Consider the following 15,195-nt stretch of genomic DNA (forward strand, 5'->3'; position numbering starts at 1 on the left):
TCCCGGCGTGACAACCTGCCTGCCCGGGCCGCGCAGGGCGACCCAATCCTGTGAAGATTGTGCGAGGGCGTTCACACCTGTCAACAGGACCTAAGTCACAGGGGCAACCCGGCCAGCGGTTATCAGGCCATCACCGGCGGTCATCAGCGCGCCGCGCGAGGCTGCCGATAATGAGGGTCCCTGGCCACGAACCGAGCCCATGACCGTCCATCGCGACTTCGACCATCTCTGGCGCGACCGCTGTGACACCTCCAGCCAGCGCGCGCCGCGCGTGCTGATCCGGGTGTTCGTGGCACCCGGTGAGCTGGAACGCAGTGTGGCCTTCTACGAGCAGCTGCAGGGCGTGGTGGCCGATGCGGGGTTCCCGTTTCCGGAGGCCGGGCTGCGTCTGGCGATGGTCGGTGCGTTCCTGTTGATCGAGGGCAGCGAGACGGCGCTGGCGCCGTTCACTTCGACCACGGGAACGCTGCTGGTCGACGATGTTCGGCCCTATCACGACAAGCTGGTGGCGGCGGGCGCCGAGATCATTTTCCCGTTGCAGGTGGTACCCACTGGGGCGGCGTTCAACGCGGTGCATCCCGATGGCACGGTGGTCGAGTACGTGCATCACCGGCCGGATCCGCACGGCCGGTGAGGGTGCGCACGGCCGGGCTGCGCCCGGCACCCGCAGAGGCAACGGCCAATGCAACAGCAGAAGCAAAAGCTGGGCTCCTGTGGGGTGGCGGGGTAGGTCCGGTTGCGGGGGACGGCGCAAGTACGTCCATGTAGCCTCGGTCGCGCCATCCATGGCGCTCACGCCCCCGCAACCGGACCCACCCCGCCTTCGACAATTCGCCGCAATCTGCAGTAGATCCACGCCATGCGTGGATGCTCTTCGATCAATCGTCGAATTAATCGATTTCGATGGAGATTCATCCATGTATGACGTGGATCTACAATCCCTCCATGTCCTCCCTCGCCCTGCCCTGGAATGGCACGCTGCTGCTGGATGCTCACGTGGCGGTGCTGCAGGGCCATGCCGGTGACAGCAGCGTACATGCGCACTACGCCCATCAACTGCTGCTGAGCGACGGTACGCCCTGGCAGGTCGAAGTCGATGGCGTACGGCAGCAGGGCCAACGGCTGTGGCTGCCGTCCTTCCAGCCGCACGCGATCCTGTCGGCGCCGGAAGCGGGCTGTACGGTGTTCCTTGAGCCGGCGCATGCCGACCTCGAACAGATCCAGCAGCACCTGCACTCGCTGCCCGGCACTGCGATGGAACTGCACGACTGGCTGCCACGGTTGAGCCGCCCACAGCCGCTGGACCGCCGCGTGCAGGCGGCGTTGGCCCGTATTGCCCAGCACCTGCCCGGCCCGGTGCCGGCTGCCGACATTGCCGAAGCCGCGCACCTCTCGACCAGCCAGCTGCACCGGCGTTTCCAGTCCGAGCTGGCGGTGACCCTGCGCGGCTGGGTGCTGTGGCAACGGTTGCGCCGCGCGCTGATGCATCATCTGAGCGGTCACAACCTGACCGACAGTGCGCATGCCGCTGGATTCGCCGATCTGGCCCATCTCTCGCGCAGCCTGCGCCGCATGTTCGGCATCGGTGCCGCGCAGCTGCAGGGCCTGCAGCTGCACGCGGCCTGACATGTTCAATCATTCGCGCCTGCGCAGGCCTTCCGGCAACTCCGGCACCTCGCCATGCGGCAGTTCGCGGAACGGCGCCAGCAGCTGCCCGGGATAATCGCGCGGATAGTCCGGCTGGCTGCCGATGCCAAGGTCGCGTTGCTGCAGCCGATAACCCGGCGCATTGAAGGCGGTCCCCAGCAGATGGTCCCAGACGGTCAGGAACAGGCCGAAGTTGACGTCGCCCGCGGTGCCGTAACGCATGTGGTGGAAGCGGTGCAGCGGCGCCCAGGCCATCACCCGGCCGAGCACGCCGGGACGCATGTCCACGTTGGAGTGCTGCAGCAGCAGCTGGATGGCAATGGCGAAAGCCAGCACCGCAGCCACCGGCATCGGCAGGCCCAACAGCAGCAGCGGCAGCACGCCGCCCACCGCTTCGGCCGCCTGATGCAGCGGGTGTTTCATCAGCCCGTTGAAGCCGTACATGCGGGTGACGCTGTGGTGCACCGCATGCAGCCGCCACAACCAGCCGATGCGATGGCTGGCGTAGTGCACCAGGGTGATGCCCAGATCAGCGCAGACGATGGCCAGCAGCACCTGCAGCGCGAATGGCCACTGCACCGGCCACAACTGCCACGGAATGATTGCCGCCAGCAGCGGCACCGCCGCGATCGACAGCAGGTTCAGGCTTTCGTTGACCAGTGCATGCAGGCTGTCACGCAGGCTGTCGCCGTGGTCGTGGTTGAACGCGGGGTCGTACGGCCAGGCACGCTCGGCGGCGAACGAGACCGCGATGGCGGCCGCCAGCAAGGCCAGCAGCCACAACGGATCACCGTGGCAATGGCCGACCCAGACGACGGCAGTGGCAACGAAGCCCAGCAGGAACAGCGGGGCATACAGGCGGAGCATCCAGTGCTTCATGGGCAACCCGGAAAGTGAGGGGCCTGCATGCTGGCGCCGCGTATGGGGTGCTGGCTTGAACAAACAGCGCAACCCGCACGCACCGGGTAGACGCCGACCTTGGTCGGCGCCGCGTTTCCCACATCCACGCATGGCGCGGCTCTACAATGGCGCCCTCATCGCGCCCGGGGCCGGCATGGATTCCTTCAACCTGATGCGTGCCTTCCGCCGCATCGTCGAACGCGGCGGGCTGGCCCGCGCTGCCGAAGACCTCGGCATGTCGCCGGCCGGGCTGAGCAAGCAGTTGCGCACGCTGGAAGCGCATCTGGGCGTGGTACTGCTGCAGCGGACCACGCGGCGCATGAGCCTGACCGAGACCGGCCACGCCTATTACCGTGAATGCTGCCGCCTGCTCGACGAGCTGGACGCATTGGAACGTGGCATCGCCGAACAGCGCGGCGACGTAGCCGGACGCCTGCGCGTCAATGCGCCGCAGTCGTTCGCGCTGAGCACGCTGTCGCCGCTGCTGCCGCGCTTCCTGCAGCAGCATCCACAGTTGTCGCTGGACCTGGTGATGGAAGACCGCCTGCTCGACGCGGTCGGCGAAGGTTTCGATGTGTCGCTGCGGCTGCGTGCCGAGCTGGATGATTCACGCCTGGTGGCACGCCGGCTGGCCTCGCTGCAGCAGGTGCTGTGCGCGGCCCCGTCCTATCTGCGGCAGCATCCGGCACCGCAGGCGGTGGACGATCTGCAGGCGCACAGCGTGCTGGCCTACAGCCTGTCCGACTCACCGGGCAGCTGGCCGCTGCTCGGCCCCGATGGCCAGGTGACGATCACCCTGCCAGCGCGCGTCACCGTCAACAACAGCCTGCTGCTGCGCGACCTGCTGGTGGCCGGCATGGGCATCGGCGCCCTGCCCTCGTTCCTGGCGGCACCCGCACTGGCCCGTGGCGAACTGCAGCAGGTGCTGCCCGACCACCGCTATCCGCCGCGCTTCGTGCATGCGGTCTACCCGACCTCGCGCCACCTGCAGCCCAAGGTGCGTGCCTTCATCGATTTCCTGCACGCCGAGCTGCCCGGCTGCGCCGGCCTGGATTCGTAACCGCCAGCGAAAACTGAGCTGCCCGCGGCGTGCTGTTTCGGCCACGCCGCGCTGCCTAATCTGCCGCCTCCCCTCTCACCGATGGCAGGCAGATGTCTTCCGTTCCTTCCCCCGCCACCGCCGCGCCGGTGGTCGATTTCTTCCACGACGTGGTCTGCGGCTGGTGCTTCGTGCTGGCCCCGCGCCTGCAGCAGGTCTCGGCCGAACTCGGCATCCAGGTGCGCCACCGCAGCTTCGTGCTGCAGGACTCGCGCGCGCAGATGGTCGAGGTGTTCGGCTCGATGGAGCGCGCCAAGGCGATCATCCTGCGCCACTGGACCGACTGCGCCGCGCATGAAGACACCGCGCGCATCGATATCGAAGGCATGCGCGCACAGGACTTCGAGTATCCGTCCGGCTGGCTCGGCGCACTGGCCTGCCAGGCCGCCGGCATGCTCGGTGGCAACGACGCCCATGGCGCGATGTTTGATGCCGTGCAATGGGCGCACCTGCACCAGCACCGCAACATCGGCGACGCCGAAGTACTGCTGGATATCGCCGAATCGCTGGGCCATCCACGTGGCGCCTTCGCTGACCACATGCGCAGCGACGCAGTACGCCAGCGCGTGCAGGCCGATCGTGCCGAAGCCGCTGCCCTCGGCATCCGTTCCATACCCACCGTGATCGGCGGCAACGGCCTGCGCCTGCAGACCCTGCCGCTGCCACACCTGCGCCAGGCCCTGGCGCCCCTGGTCGCGGCCTGAGCCGCACCCTCCCCCACCCTGCAAGGAGATTCCCCATGACCCCACATACCCTGGGCACCGCGCTGGCCCTGCTGCTGGCCGGCACCGCCGCGTCCACCACCGTGTCCGCACACGAACGCGTACCCTCCGGCCAGCAGGTCGGCACCAGCCCCTGGGGGCCGAAGGACGAGATCGGCCGCCTCAACCTGATCACCGAAGCCTCGCGTGCGGCGATCCTGTCACGGGTCAGCGGCGGCAAAGCCTATGACCTGGCCACCGAATACTACGTCGGCATGCCCAGCTGGCAGGATGCCGGCGACCCGCACTACCAGTTCTGGATGACCCACACCCCGCGCGGCACGGTGATGGACGACCCGATGGGCGTGGGCGAGACCATGAACCTCACCCGCAGCTACACCGGCACCGCATTCTCGATGTACAGCCACACCGGCACCCACATCGATGCGCTGAACCACTTCGGCATCCACGGGAAGATCTGGAACGGCTTCGAGGCCGACAAGCACCTCGGCGACCGTGGCTGGAATGTCACCGGCATCGAGAAGTTCCCGCCGCTGATCGCGCGTGGCGTGCTGATCGACGTGGCCGCTGCCAAGGGCGTGGACATGCTGCCTGACAGCTACCGCGTCACCCGCCAGGACCTGAAGGATGCGCTGGCACGCCAGAAGGTGAAACTGCAGCAGGGCGACGTGGTGCTGATCCGCACCGGCCGCATGCGCCTGTTCGAGCAGCCCAGGGCCTACATGGCCAACCCGCCGGGCATGGGCCTGGACGCGGCGCGCTTCCTGGTCGAGGACAGCGGCGCGATGATCGTCGGTGCCGACAACCTCAGCTTCGAGACCTTCCCCTCGGAGGTGTCCGACGACTACGTGCCGCTGCACACCTACCTGCTGGCCCAGCAGGGCGCGCCGATCATCGAGCTGGTGGCGCTGGACGAACTGGCCCGCGACAAGGTCTACGAGTTCGCCTTCATCGGCGGCCCGCTGAAGATCCGCGGCGGCGATGCCGCGCCGCTGCGCCCGGTGGCGCTGCCGGTGCGCCCGTAACCAGGGCCTGTGGGTGCCGACCTTGGTCGGCACTCCTTTACCCCTTCAGCAACCTGAAACCGGACCCTCCGATTTCATTAGTAATTCTACTCACAAGGCGAGTAGCATGTCTGGTCTCAGCCCCTGATACCGGCCCGTCGATACTCGCGCCATGCCCGCCGTTTCCGCCCGTTCCTGCCGTTTCCAGCCCGCCCGGCGCCTCCCTTGGAGGGCCGGCTGATGGGTGCCGTCGTCGCCCTCGACCGGCTGCTGGACGGGCGCCAGCTGTGGCGCGGCCCGGCCCGCCAGGGGCCGGCCAGCGACCACCTGGCCAGCGGGCACCCGGCATTGGACGCACGCCTGCCCGGCGGTGGCTGGCCCACCAGCGGGCTGTGCGAGGTACTGCAAGCGGCGCCCGGGGTGGGTGAGCTGGCGCTGGTCTGGCCGGCGCTGGCCAAGCTGAGCCTGCGTGACCGCCCGATCGTGCTGGTCGCCCCGCCCTATCGCCCGCATGCCCCGGCCTGGGCGGCAGCCGGGCTGGACCTGGCCCAGCTGCAGATCATCCACGCAGCGCCGAAACAGGCGCTCTGGGCCACCGAGCAGTGCCTGCGCTCTGCCGCCTGCGCGGCGGTGCTGTGCTGGCCACACCAGGCCGACGATCGCGCCCTGCGCCGGCTGCAGGTCGCCGCCGACAGCGGCCAGTGCCTGGGCTTCGTGTTCCGCGAGGCGCAGGCGGCGCGCAATCCCTCTCCGGCCAGCCTGCGCCTGCAGCTCGACCACGGCCAGGTGCGGGTGCTGAAGTGCCGAGGCGGCCTGCCGCCGGCGCAGCCGTTGCCGCTGGCCATCGCCCACTGAGGCCGCGCCATGCACTGGGCCTGCCTGTTGTTGCCGCAGCTGGCGCTGGACAGCGTGCTGCGCCTGCAGCCGGATCCGCAGCGCCCACTGGTGCTGCTGCAGGGGCCGGCACAGCGTCGCGTACTGCGTGCGGTCAGCCCGTCGGCACGCGCAGCCGGGCTGCGCCCGGGCATGCTGCTGTCGGCTGCGCAGGTGCTGGTGCAGGACATGCACCTGCACGATTACGATCCCAACGCCGAACAGCACACCCGGCAGCTGCTGGCCAGCTGGGCCTACGCCTACAGCTCGCAGGTCAGCCTCGATTTCCCGCATGCACTGGTGCTGGAGATCGGCGCCAGCCGCGCCCTGTTCGGTGACTGGCTGACGATCCAGCAGCGGCTGCGCAACGAACTGCACGAACTCGGCTTCCGTCACCGTCTGGTGGCCGCACCTACCCCACATGCCGCGCGCGTGCTGGCCAACGTCCACGACGGCCTCGGCATCGATGCACAGCAACTGCCGGCGGCGCTGGCGCAGTTGCCCCTGCCGCGCTGCGGCCTGCCCAACGAGGCGGTGACGGTGCTCGGCCGCTCCGGCCTGCGCACGCTGGGCACAGTGCTCGATCTGCCGCGCGACAGCCTGGCCCGGCGCTTTGCCCCCGAGGTCCTGCAGCAGCTGGATGCACTGCGTGGGCTACCCACCGCGCCACTGCGCTACTACCAGCCACCGGACCGTTTCGATGCACGCATCGAATTCGAGTACGAGATCGAATCCAGCCAGGCCCTGTTGTTCCCGCTGCGTCGCCTGCTGCTGGACCTGGCCGCGTTCCTGTGTTCGCGCGATGGCGGCGTGCAGCGCTTCGACCTGCATTTCGAGCACGATCTGCTGCCGGCCAGCGTGCTGACCATCGGCCTGCTGGCACCGGAACGCGATCCCGCGTTGCTGTTCGAGATCGCGCGCAACCGCATGGAAGCGTTCGCCCTGCCGGCCGGCAGCCGCGCACTGCGCCTGCAGGCCGAACAGCTGCCACCGTTCGTGCCCGCCGCGCGCGACCTGTTCGATACCCGCCCGGCACAGGCGATGCCCTGGAACCAGCTGCGCGAGCGCCTGCGCGCGCGGCTGGGCGATGACGCCGTGCAGCCGCTGGCGGTGCAGGCCGATCATCGCCCCGAACGCGCCAGCGGCAGCCAGCCCGCGGCCAAGCCTCCGTCGTACTGGCCGCTGCGCCCTGGCTGGTTGCTGGACACCCCGCAACCGCTGCGTGATCCGCGGCTGCGCATCGTCACCGGGCCGGAGCGGATCGAATCGGGCTGGTGGGACCAGGCCGACGCGCGCCGCGACTACTACGTGGTGGAAACCGCACACGGCCAGCGCGGCTGGGCTTTCCGTGAGCGCAACGATCCGCATGCGCCGTGGATGCTGCACGGCTGGTTCGGCTGAGCCGCCATGCACAGCGAACTGCCCGGCTACGCCGAACTGCACTGCCTGTCGGCCTTCAGTTTCCAGCGTGGTGCTTCGATCGCCGAAGAGCTGTTCGCGCGCGCCGCCGGCCAGGGCTACCGCGCGTTGGCGATCACCGACGAATGCTCGCTGGCCGGCATCGTGCGTGCCTGGCAGGCGGCCAAGGCGCATGGCGTGGCGCTGATCGTCGGCGCCGAATTCCAGGTCGAGGACGGACCCAAGCTGGCCCTGCTGTGCACCGACCAGGCCGCCTATGCCGGGCTCTGCCAGTTGATCACTACCTGTCGGCGGCGCGCGGCCAAAGGCGAGTACCGTTGCCTGCGCGAGGACCTGCTCGGCCTGCCCGACGGCCTGCTGTGCCTGTGGCTGGACCGGCAACCGGCCGCCACCGACCTGGAACTGCTGCGCGCCGGCTTCAATGATCGGCTGTGGCTGGCGGTGGAACTGCACCACGAGCACGACGACGCACGCCGCCTGCAGCAGCTGCAGGCCTTCGGCGAACGCCACCGCCTGCCGCTGGTCGCCAGTGGCGATGTGCACATGCACGTGCGACGCCGCCGCGCCCTGCAGGACACGCTGACCGCGATCCGCCATCGTTGCAGCGTGGCCGAAGCCGGCTGGCGCCTGTTTCCCAACGGCGAGCGCCACCTGCGTCCGCGCACCGCGCTGGCCCAGCTGTATCCCGCCGAACTGCTGGCCGAGACCCTGCGCATCGCCGAACGCTGCCACTTCACCCTGGAACAGCTGCAGTACACCTATCCACGCGAGCTGGTGCCGGAGGGGCATGACCCGGACAGCTGGCTGCGCGAGCTGGTCGAAGAAAAGATTCCCTGGCGTTGGCCAGAAGGCATCAAGGACGCACAGCGCAAGCAGATCGAACATGAGCTGGCGTTGATCCGGGAGAAAAACTACGCCTCCTACTTCCTTACCGTGCATGACATCGTGCGCTTCGCCCGCAGCCAGGACATCCTCTGCCAAGGGCGTGGCTCGGCGGCCAATTCGACGGTGTGCTTTGTGCTGGGCGTGACCGAGATCGATCCTGCGCGCAGCAATCTGTTGTTTGAACGCTTCATCTCCGCCGAGCGCAATGAGCCGCCGGACATCGACATCGACTTCGAGCACGAGCGCCGCGAGGAAGTGCTGCAGTACGTGTTCAAGCGCTATGGCCGCGAGCGCGCCGCACTGACCGCAGTAGCAATCAGCTACCGTGGCCGCAGCGCGATCCGCGACGTCGCCCGTGCGCTCGGCCTGCCGATGGACCAGGTCAACGAACTCGGCGCGGCGATGGACCACTGGGGTGGCAGCATCCCGCTGCCGGAAACCCTGCGCGAGCGCGGCTTCGACCCGGACACGCCCTTGATGCGGCGGCTGCTGGCATTGACCGCCGAGCTGATCGACTTCCCACGCCACCTGTCTCAGCATCCGGGTGGTTTCGTCATCTCCGAGCATCCGCTGTCGACCCTGGTGCCGGTAGAAAACGCGGCGATGGCCGACCGCACCGTCATCCAGTGGGACAAGGACGATCTGGATGCCACCGGCCTGATGAAGGTCGACTGCCTGGCGCTGGGCATGCTCACCGCCATCCGCAAATGCCTGGCGATGTTGAAGCAGCACGGCCTGCATGAAGGACGCATGGATGCGATCCCGCCCAAGGATGCAAAGACCTTCGACATGATCTGCGCCGCCGACACCATCGGCGTGTTCCAGATCGAATCGCGCGCCCAGATGGCGATGCTGCCGCGCATGCAGCCACGCACGTTCTATGACCTGGTGATCGAGGTGGCGATCGTGCGCCCCGGCCCGATCCAGGGCGACATGGTGCACCCCTATCTGGAGCGGCGCCGGATCCTGCGCGAAAAGGGACCGGACGCGTTGAACGACCCGGACAACCCGCTCTACCCACCGCAGCTGGAACGCGTGTTCGCACGCACGCTGGGCGTGCCGCTGTTCCAGGAACAGGTGATGCAGCTGGCGGTAGAAGCGGCCGGCTACACGCCGGGCCAGGCCGATGCCCTGCGCCGCTCGATGGCGGCGTGGAAGCGCCGTGGCGGCCTGGAACCGCATCGCGAGAAGCTGCTGGCCGGCATGCTCAAGAACGGTTTCAGCCGCGAATACGGCGAGCACCTGTTCGAGCAGATCAAGGGCTTCGGTGATTACGGTTTCCCGGAAAGCCACGCCGCCAGCTTCGCCCTGCTGACCTATAACAGCTGCTGGCTGAAATGCCATCACCCCGCCGCGTTCACCGCCAGCCTGATCAACAGCCAGCCGCTGGGCTTCTACAGCCCCGACCAGCTGCTGCAGGACGCGCGCCGGCATGGCATCCGCGTGCTGCCGGTGGACGTGCGCCACAGCGACTGGGACTGCACCCTGGATTTCAGCAAGGGGCCGGCGGCGATCCGGCTCGGCCTGCGCCTGGTCGATGGCTGCAATGAACCCGCCGTGCAGGCCATCATGCGCGAACGTGCGCGGCGCCCGTTCGACGATGTCGGCGACCTGTGCCAGCGCACCGCCCTGGACCGCCGCCAGCAGGGCCTGCTGGCCGATGCCGGTGCGTTGCGTGGGCTCAGTGGCCATCGCCATCGTGCACGCTGGGATATCTCCGGCGTGGAAAACCGGCTGCCGCTCTTCGACCAGGCCCGCGCCACCGCCGAAGCCCGCGTGCCGTTGCCGCTGCCCAGCGCCTGGGAGGACATGCAGGCCGATTACCGCAGCACCGGCACCACCCTCGGCCGCCATCCGATCTCATTCCTGCGTGCGCAGCTGCGCAGCCGTGGCTGCCTGGATGCCGCGCAACTGGCGGGCCATGGCCATGGCCGTCGCGTGCGCATCGCCGGCCTGGTACGCATGCGCCAGCGCCCACAGACCGCCAGCGGTGTCACCTTCCTCACGCTCGAGGATGAGACCGGCATGGTCAACGCCGTGGTCTGGCGGCACCTGGCCGATCGCCAGCACCGGGTGCTGGTCGATACCCAGCTGATGCAGGTCGATGGCCGCCTGGAACGCGTCGATGGCGTCCAGCACGTCATCGTGCAACGCATGCACTGCCTGGATGAACTGCTGCAGGGACTGCGCAGCCACAGCCGCGATTTCCACTGACGCCGGGAATCACCGCGTAACGGCCACTGGGTGATGTCGAGCAGGTAGAGGTAGAGTCGACTGTCAGTCGACTTGCGCGCGCCAGCGCGGGAATCTCCGTGATCTGATCGAACAGCGGTCGACTGACAGTCGACTCTATCCATCCCCTTTTGCATCCGCTATCGTCGGCACATCCAAGGAAGGACCACCCGATGCCCCGTGCGCTGCTGCTGACCACACTGGTGGTCTCCACCCTCGCCCTGCTTGTTTCCGGCTGGACCGCCTGGAACCTGCATCGCAGCCAATCGCCACAGCGCATCATCGAAGCACGCGGCCTGGTCATCCACGATGCAAGCGGCCAGCCGCGGGTGATCCTCGGCGCACCGGTCCCCGACCCGCTCAGCCAGGGCCGCACCCAGGGGCCGCGCGCCACCGCCCTGTCTGGCCTGATCCTGCTTGGCCCCGACGGTTCCGAGCGTGGTGGTTATGGCACCAGCGACCGCGGCGGCGAAGCCCTGCTCACCCTCGACGATGCCACCGGCACTACCGAAGTATTCAAGGTCGTCGCCAACCCGGATCGCGGCGCCAGCCTGATGGTCAAGCACCAGAACAACACCGGCGCCATGCTCACCTCCTGGCAGGGCAAGCCGGAGCTGATGTTCGTCGATGACAGCGGCCAGTCCTACTACGTGCGCCCTGGCGCCAACGCCGCGCCCTGATCGGCTTCTGTAGCGTCGAGCCATGCTCGACGCTACACCCCGCACACGGCCGCCAGGTCATCGGCCAGCTGCCGCAGCTGCGTCGTCCCCAGCGCCGCACAGGTGATGCGCAGACCATGTCCCGGCGCCGCCACCGCGAACACTTCGCCCGCCCGCACATGCCATCCGCGCGAAGCCAGTGCCAGCACCTGAGGATGGCTGTCAGCCGACAACGGCAGCCACAGGTTCAATCCCTCCATTGGCAGCGGCGTCGGCATGCCACGCGCGCGCAGCAACTCCTGCAGCGACTGCAGGCGCTGCTGGTAACGCTCACCTGCCGAGGCGATCTTCGCCCGCTGCGTTGCCGACGCCAGCACCGACGTCGCCGCATCCTGCAGCAGATGACTGACCCAGCCGGTGCCGGACGCCAATCGCAGCCGCAACCGCATCGCGGTTTCTTCATCGCAGGCCAACCAGGCCAGGCGCAGGTCGGGGCCGAGCGGTTTGGACAACGAACGCAACAGCGCCCAGCGCCGGCCATCCAGCGGCAGTACCGAGTGGTAGGCCTGCTGCGAAAGCAGCGCGTAATGATCGTCGACCAGCACCGCCACCTGCGGGTAGGCCGCCAGCAGCTGGCGCAACGCCCGTGCCCGCTTCGCATCCAGGCTGGCCCCGGTCGGGTTGTGCGCACGCGGGGTCAGCAGCACCGCGCGTGCACCGGCCTCCAGCGCCTGCCGAAGTGATTCGACCTGCATGCCATGCGCGTCCACCGCCACCGGCAACGGCGCGTGGCCCACGGCATTGAGCACATTGAGGCTGCCGAGGAAGCACGGATCCTCCACCGCGATGCGATCCCCCGGCAGCAGCCAGGCCGCCAGCAGGCGTTCAATGCCATCGACCGCGCCATGGGTCAGCTCCAGCGCATAACCCGCCGGGCAGTCCGCATCCAGCGAGGCGCGCGCCAGCGCCTGCAACCTCGGGTCGACCGTGCCCACGCCATACAGCCGCGGTGCGGCCGGGGCAAGGCGCAGGTTCGGCAGCAGGCGCGGATCCGGATTGCCACCGGCCAGGTCCTGCAGCGCCAGCCCGGGCGTACTGCCCTCGCGCGCCAGCGGCGGCGGCAGGCCACGCACCACCGTGCCGCGGCGGCCCGCCGTGCTGGCCAGGCCCGCCGCATCCAGGCGCTTGTAGGCAGCGGCCACGGTGTTGCGGTTCACGCCCAACTGCTCGGCCAGTTCACGCACCGGCGGCAGCACGCTGCCGGCCGGCAAGCGGCCCTCGCCGATGCCCTCACGGATGCTGTCGAAGATCGACTCGGCACTGTGCCCGGTGATTTTCATTTTGTCCTATGCCAAAATATCTCTTGTCCTGTGCCAGTGTATCCCACCCTGGCCGCCCTGCATTGGAGGTGCCCGCATGCCCCTTGCCGCCGCCGACTGGCCCGTCGCCCAGTCCGTTGAACAGATCGCCACCAACCTGGTCACGGTGCGCCAACGCATCGCCGATGCCTGCGCCCGCGTCGGCCGGGACCCGGCCAGCGTGCGCCTGCTGCCGGTCAGCAAGACCGTCGATGAAGCCCGCATCCGCATGGCGGTGGCCGCAGGCTGCCACGAACTTGGCGAGAACAAGGTGCAGGAGGCACAACGCAAGGCCGAAGCGATGGCCGACCTGGGCGTGCACTGGTCGGTGATCGGCCATCTGCAGACCAACAAGGCGCGCTACGTGGCGCGCTTTGCCAGCGAGTTCCAGGCGCTGGACAGCCTGCGCGTAGCCGAGGCCCTGCAGCAGCGCCTGCAACTGGAAGAGCGCACCCTGGATGTGTTCGTGCAGGTCAACACCTCGGCCGAACCCAGCAAGTACGGACTGGAACCCGACGCGGTCGAGGCCTTCGTGCAACAGCTGCCAGCCTTCGATCGCCTGCGCGTGCGCGGCCTGATGACCCTGGCCATCTTCACCCCCGACGTCGAGCGCGTGCGCGCCTGCTTCGTGCGCCTGCGCGAACTGCGCGACCAGCTGCAACGCACCGCCCCGCCCGACCTGGACCTGTCGCAGCTGTCGATGGGCATGTCCGGTGATTTCGAAGTGGCCATCGAGGAAGGTGCCACCGTGGTCCGCGTCGGCCAGGCCATTTTCGGCGCCCGCGCCACCCCGGACAGCTTCTACTGGCCGAACAGCGGAGCCCCGGCATGAAGCACGCGGTTGTCCTGCAGCACGTTGGCTTTGAAGACCTCGGCACCCTGCAGCCACTGCTGTTGGCGCAAGGCTGGCAGCTGCAGCTGCTGCAGGCCGGCGTCGATGCGCTCGATGACGCCGAAACCGCCGACCTGCTGGTCGTGCTGGGCGGTCCCATCAGTGCCAATGACACAGGGACTTACCCCTTCGTCAACGACAGCATTGCCCTGCTGCAGCGCCGGCTGCAGCGGCAGCGGCCGACCCTCGGCATCTGCCTGGGTGCACAGCTGATGGCGCGCGCACTCGGTGCCAGTGTCGCTCCCAGTGGTGGCAAGGAAATCGGCTTTGCGCCACTGCTGCTGACCGATGAAGGCCAGCGTTCTCCGCTGCAGTCCCTGCAGGGCATTCCGGTACTGCATTGGCATGGTGAGGCGTTCGAACTTCCGGCCGGTGCACGCCGCCTGGCCAGCACGCCGGCCTGCCGTCACCAGGCCTTCGCCATCGGCAGCCACGCACTGGCCCTGCAATGCCATCCGGAACTGGACGCCCGCCAGTTCGAGCGCTGGCTGATCGGCCACACGCTGGAGCTGGCCCAGGCCGGCATCGATCCCAACGACCTGCGCGCACAGGCGCGTCGCTATGGCGCACCGCTGGCAGCGGCCGCCACCGCGATGTTCGACCATTGGCTGCAGGACCTGCCGGAGACACCGCAATGAACTACCGATTGCAGATCCACCGCGATGGCGCCCACTGGGGCCACTTCGACTGCAGCGGCCCCAATGCCCTGCAACGCATGGACGCCATTGCCGCACAGCTGCCTGCCGATCAGGGCTTCCAGCTGAAACGGCAGAGAGGTGTCGGCGAAGAGCGCATCCTGTCCAGCAATGCCGATGGCCTGCGGGTACTGGCTTCGCAGATCCAGTACCGCGACATCTGACCCGATGGTAGTGCCGGCCGCTGGCCGGCATCCGGATCTTCCGGCCAGCGGCCGGCACTACCGCGGCTGTTCGCCCGCGTGCGAAGCTTCACGCATGTTGACCCTGCATCGCGGCAACCACCACGGACTGCTCATCGCCCCGCGCTGGCCCTCCACCCGCATCCAACTGGAAGAAGAGGTACTGCAACGCCTGCTCGACGCGCAGGCGATGCTGCCTGCCGGGTTGCGCCTGCTGCTCACCCGTGGCTTCGAACCCGGCCACAGCCGTCTCGGCGGCTTCCGCCGCGCGGTACGACGGCTCGGCATCGCAGCATTCCGCACCTGCTACCCGCAACGCCGCGATGAGATCGATGCCATCTTCGGTGCCAACGGGCACGACATCGATGGCCGTCATGTCGATGTCTCACTGGTACTGCACGGCAAGCGGCTGCGGCTGCTGCCCCTGGGCGTGTTCACCCCACTGCGCTGGCAGGATCGTCGCGTTGCCCGTCATTCCGAAGCCGTCGTGCAGGTGAAGCGCAGCCTGCAGCAGTGCGGCTTCGAGCTGCATCACAACGCCACCGAAGCCCTGCAGATCCACTGCGACTATCGTCCGCGCTGACGCCGCGGTGACCCATGCGTGCCGTGCCTCGCGCCATTGATGCAA

15 protein-coding genes are annotated in these 15,195 nt (G+C 68.4%); 13 read left to right on the plus strand and 2 right to left on the minus strand.

Annotated elements, in window-relative coordinates:
* The first annotated feature begins 199 nt into the window (after nucleotides 1-199).
* Both AC5P9F_RS08670 and AC5P9F_RS08675 read left to right on the plus strand, forming a co-directional pair.
* Complete coding sequence (locus AC5P9F_RS08670) at nucleotides 200-634, plus strand: VOC family protein (RefSeq protein ID WP_005410044.1); 435 nt, start codon at nucleotides 200-202, stop codon at nucleotides 632-634.
* A 287-nt stretch (nucleotides 635-921) separates the two neighbouring features.
* Nucleotides 922-1,626, plus strand: a complete 705-nt coding sequence (locus tag AC5P9F_RS08675; RefSeq protein ID WP_114619058.1) for an AraC family transcriptional regulator — start codon at nucleotides 922-924, stop codon at nucleotides 1,624-1,626.
* Between the two features lie 9 nt (nucleotides 1,627-1,635).
* Here AC5P9F_RS08675 and AC5P9F_RS08680 read toward each other — a convergent pair whose 3' ends face one another.
* Nucleotides 1,636-2,514: a sterol desaturase family protein gene (locus AC5P9F_RS08680; RefSeq protein ID WP_224481911.1), complete on the minus strand. Its 879-nt coding sequence runs from the start codon at nucleotides 2,512-2,514 to the stop codon at nucleotides 1,636-1,638.
* A gap of 142 nt (nucleotides 2,515-2,656) precedes the next feature.
* On the opposite strand from AC5P9F_RS08680, the gene AC5P9F_RS08685 reads away from it, so the two are divergent.
* The 7 genes from AC5P9F_RS08685 to AC5P9F_RS08715 all read left to right on the plus strand — a co-directional run bounded on the left by AC5P9F_RS08685 (nucleotide 2,657) and on the right by AC5P9F_RS08715 (nucleotide 11,461).
* The gene (locus AC5P9F_RS08685) at nucleotides 2,657-3,607 is read left to right on the plus strand and encodes a LysR family transcriptional regulator (protein ID WP_181453421.1); all 951 of its coding nucleotides are present in this window, start codon (nucleotides 2,657-2,659) and stop codon (nucleotides 3,605-3,607) included.
* A gap of 92 nt (nucleotides 3,608-3,699) precedes the next feature.
* Nucleotides 3,700-4,350, plus strand: coding sequence for a DsbA family oxidoreductase (locus AC5P9F_RS08690; RefSeq protein ID WP_012480588.1), 651 nt, complete (start codon nucleotides 3,700-3,702; stop codon nucleotides 4,348-4,350).
* Nucleotides 4,351-4,385: 35 nt separating this feature from the next.
* Complete coding sequence (locus AC5P9F_RS08695; RefSeq protein ID WP_100438621.1) at nucleotides 4,386-5,393, plus strand: cyclase family protein; 1,008 nt, start codon at nucleotides 4,386-4,388, stop codon at nucleotides 5,391-5,393.
* A 219-nt stretch (nucleotides 5,394-5,612) separates the two neighbouring features.
* Nucleotides 5,613-6,227, plus strand: a complete 615-nt coding sequence (gene imuA / locus AC5P9F_RS08700) for a translesion DNA synthesis-associated protein ImuA (RefSeq protein ID WP_005413787.1) — start codon at nucleotides 5,613-5,615, stop codon at nucleotides 6,225-6,227.
* Between the two features lie 9 nt (nucleotides 6,228-6,236).
* Nucleotides 6,237-7,646: a Y-family DNA polymerase gene (locus tag AC5P9F_RS08705; RefSeq protein WP_099480120.1), complete on the plus strand. Its 1,410-nt coding sequence runs from the start codon at nucleotides 6,237-6,239 to the stop codon at nucleotides 7,644-7,646.
* Nucleotides 7,647-7,652: 6 nt separating this feature from the next.
* A complete protein-coding gene (locus AC5P9F_RS08710; RefSeq protein WP_043035199.1) occupies nucleotides 7,653-10,763 on the plus strand; it encodes an error-prone DNA polymerase in 3,111 nt (1,036 codons plus the stop codon).
* Nucleotides 10,764-10,954: 191 nt separating this feature from the next.
* Nucleotides 10,955-11,461, plus strand: coding sequence for a hypothetical protein (locus AC5P9F_RS08715; protein WP_005410054.1), 507 nt, complete (start codon nucleotides 10,955-10,957; stop codon nucleotides 11,459-11,461).
* 32 nt (nucleotides 11,462-11,493) lie between these two features.
* Here AC5P9F_RS08715 and ptsJ read toward each other — a convergent pair whose 3' ends face one another.
* The gene (gene ptsJ, locus AC5P9F_RS08720) at nucleotides 11,494-12,780 is read right to left on the minus strand and encodes a MocR-like B6 salvage transcription factor PtsJ (protein ID WP_005413790.1); all 1,287 of its coding nucleotides are present in this window, start codon (nucleotides 12,778-12,780) and stop codon (nucleotides 11,494-11,496) included.
* A gap of 76 nt (nucleotides 12,781-12,856) precedes the next feature.
* Between ptsJ and AC5P9F_RS08725 the strand changes: the two genes are divergently transcribed.
* The 4 genes from AC5P9F_RS08725 to AC5P9F_RS08740 all read left to right on the plus strand — a co-directional run bounded on the left by AC5P9F_RS08725 (nucleotide 12,857) and on the right by AC5P9F_RS08740 (nucleotide 15,150).
* The gene (locus AC5P9F_RS08725; protein ID WP_005410056.1) at nucleotides 12,857-13,630 is read left to right on the plus strand and encodes a YggS family pyridoxal phosphate-dependent enzyme; all 774 of its coding nucleotides are present in this window, start codon (nucleotides 12,857-12,859) and stop codon (nucleotides 13,628-13,630) included.
* Nucleotides 13,627-14,328 carry a glutamine amidotransferase gene (locus AC5P9F_RS08730; protein ID WP_005410057.1) on the plus strand — a complete coding sequence of 234 codons (702 nt, stop codon included), beginning with the start codon at nucleotides 13,627-13,629 and terminating at the stop codon, nucleotides 14,326-14,328. The genes AC5P9F_RS08725 and AC5P9F_RS08730 overlap by 4 nt, the downstream gene beginning before the upstream one ends.
* A complete protein-coding gene (locus tag AC5P9F_RS08735; protein ID WP_164225567.1) occupies nucleotides 14,325-14,549 on the plus strand; it encodes a hypothetical protein in 225 nt (74 codons plus the stop codon). Before AC5P9F_RS08730 ends, AC5P9F_RS08735 begins: the two co-directional genes overlap by 4 nt.
* 94 nt (nucleotides 14,550-14,643) lie before the next feature.
* The gene (locus AC5P9F_RS08740) at nucleotides 14,644-15,150 is read left to right on the plus strand and encodes a hypothetical protein (RefSeq protein ID WP_059034713.1); all 507 of its coding nucleotides are present in this window, start codon (nucleotides 14,644-14,646) and stop codon (nucleotides 15,148-15,150) included.
* Nucleotides 15,151-15,195: the final 45 nt, after the last annotated feature.

This window comes from Stenotrophomonas sp. YJH_SMC_4, assembly GCF_059371575.1.

Bases quoted from the DNA above. Each gene is read 5' to 3' on its own strand.
- AC5P9F_RS08685 (WP_181453421.1), top strand. From the start codon at position 2,657: ATGGCGCGGCTCTACAATGGCGCCCTCATCGCGCCCGGGGCCGGCATG.
- AC5P9F_RS08715 (WP_005410054.1), top strand. From the start codon at position 10,955: ATGCCCCGTGCGCTGCTGCTGACCACACTGGTGGTCTCCACCCTCGCC.
- AC5P9F_RS08705 (WP_099480120.1), top strand. From the start codon at position 6,237: ATGCACTGGGCCTGCCTGTTGTTGCCGCAGCTGGCGCTGGACAGCGTG.
- AC5P9F_RS08730 (WP_005410057.1), top strand. From the start codon at position 13,627: ATGAAGCACGCGGTTGTCCTGCAGCACGTTGGCTTTGAAGACCTCGGC.
- AC5P9F_RS08670 (WP_005410044.1), top strand. From the start codon at position 200: ATGACCGTCCATCGCGACTTCGACCATCTCTGGCGCGACCGCTGTGAC.
- AC5P9F_RS08695 (WP_100438621.1), top strand. From the start codon at position 4,386: ATGACCCCACATACCCTGGGCACCGCGCTGGCCCTGCTGCTGGCCGGC.
- AC5P9F_RS08690 (WP_012480588.1), top strand. From the start codon at position 3,700: ATGTCTTCCGTTCCTTCCCCCGCCACCGCCGCGCCGGTGGTCGATTTC.
- AC5P9F_RS08675 (WP_114619058.1), top strand. From the start codon at position 922: ATGACGTGGATCTACAATCCCTCCATGTCCTCCCTCGCCCTGCCCTGG.
- ptsJ (WP_005413790.1), bottom strand. From the start codon at position 12,780: ATGAAAATCACCGGGCACAGTGCCGAGTCGATCTTCGACAGCATCCGT.
- AC5P9F_RS08725 (WP_005410056.1), top strand. From the start codon at position 12,857: ATGCCCCTTGCCGCCGCCGACTGGCCCGTCGCCCAGTCCGTTGAACAG.
- AC5P9F_RS08710 (WP_043035199.1), top strand. From the start codon at position 7,653: ATGCACAGCGAACTGCCCGGCTACGCCGAACTGCACTGCCTGTCGGCC.
- AC5P9F_RS08680 (WP_224481911.1), bottom strand. From the start codon at position 2,514: ATGCTCCGCCTGTATGCCCCGCTGTTCCTGCTGGGCTTCGTTGCCACT.
- imuA (WP_005413787.1), top strand. From the start codon at position 5,613: ATGGGTGCCGTCGTCGCCCTCGACCGGCTGCTGGACGGGCGCCAGCTG.
- AC5P9F_RS08735 (WP_164225567.1), top strand. From the start codon at position 14,325: ATGAACTACCGATTGCAGATCCACCGCGATGGCGCCCACTGGGGCCAC.
- AC5P9F_RS08740 (WP_059034713.1), top strand. From the start codon at position 14,644: ATGTTGACCCTGCATCGCGGCAACCACCACGGACTGCTCATCGCCCCG.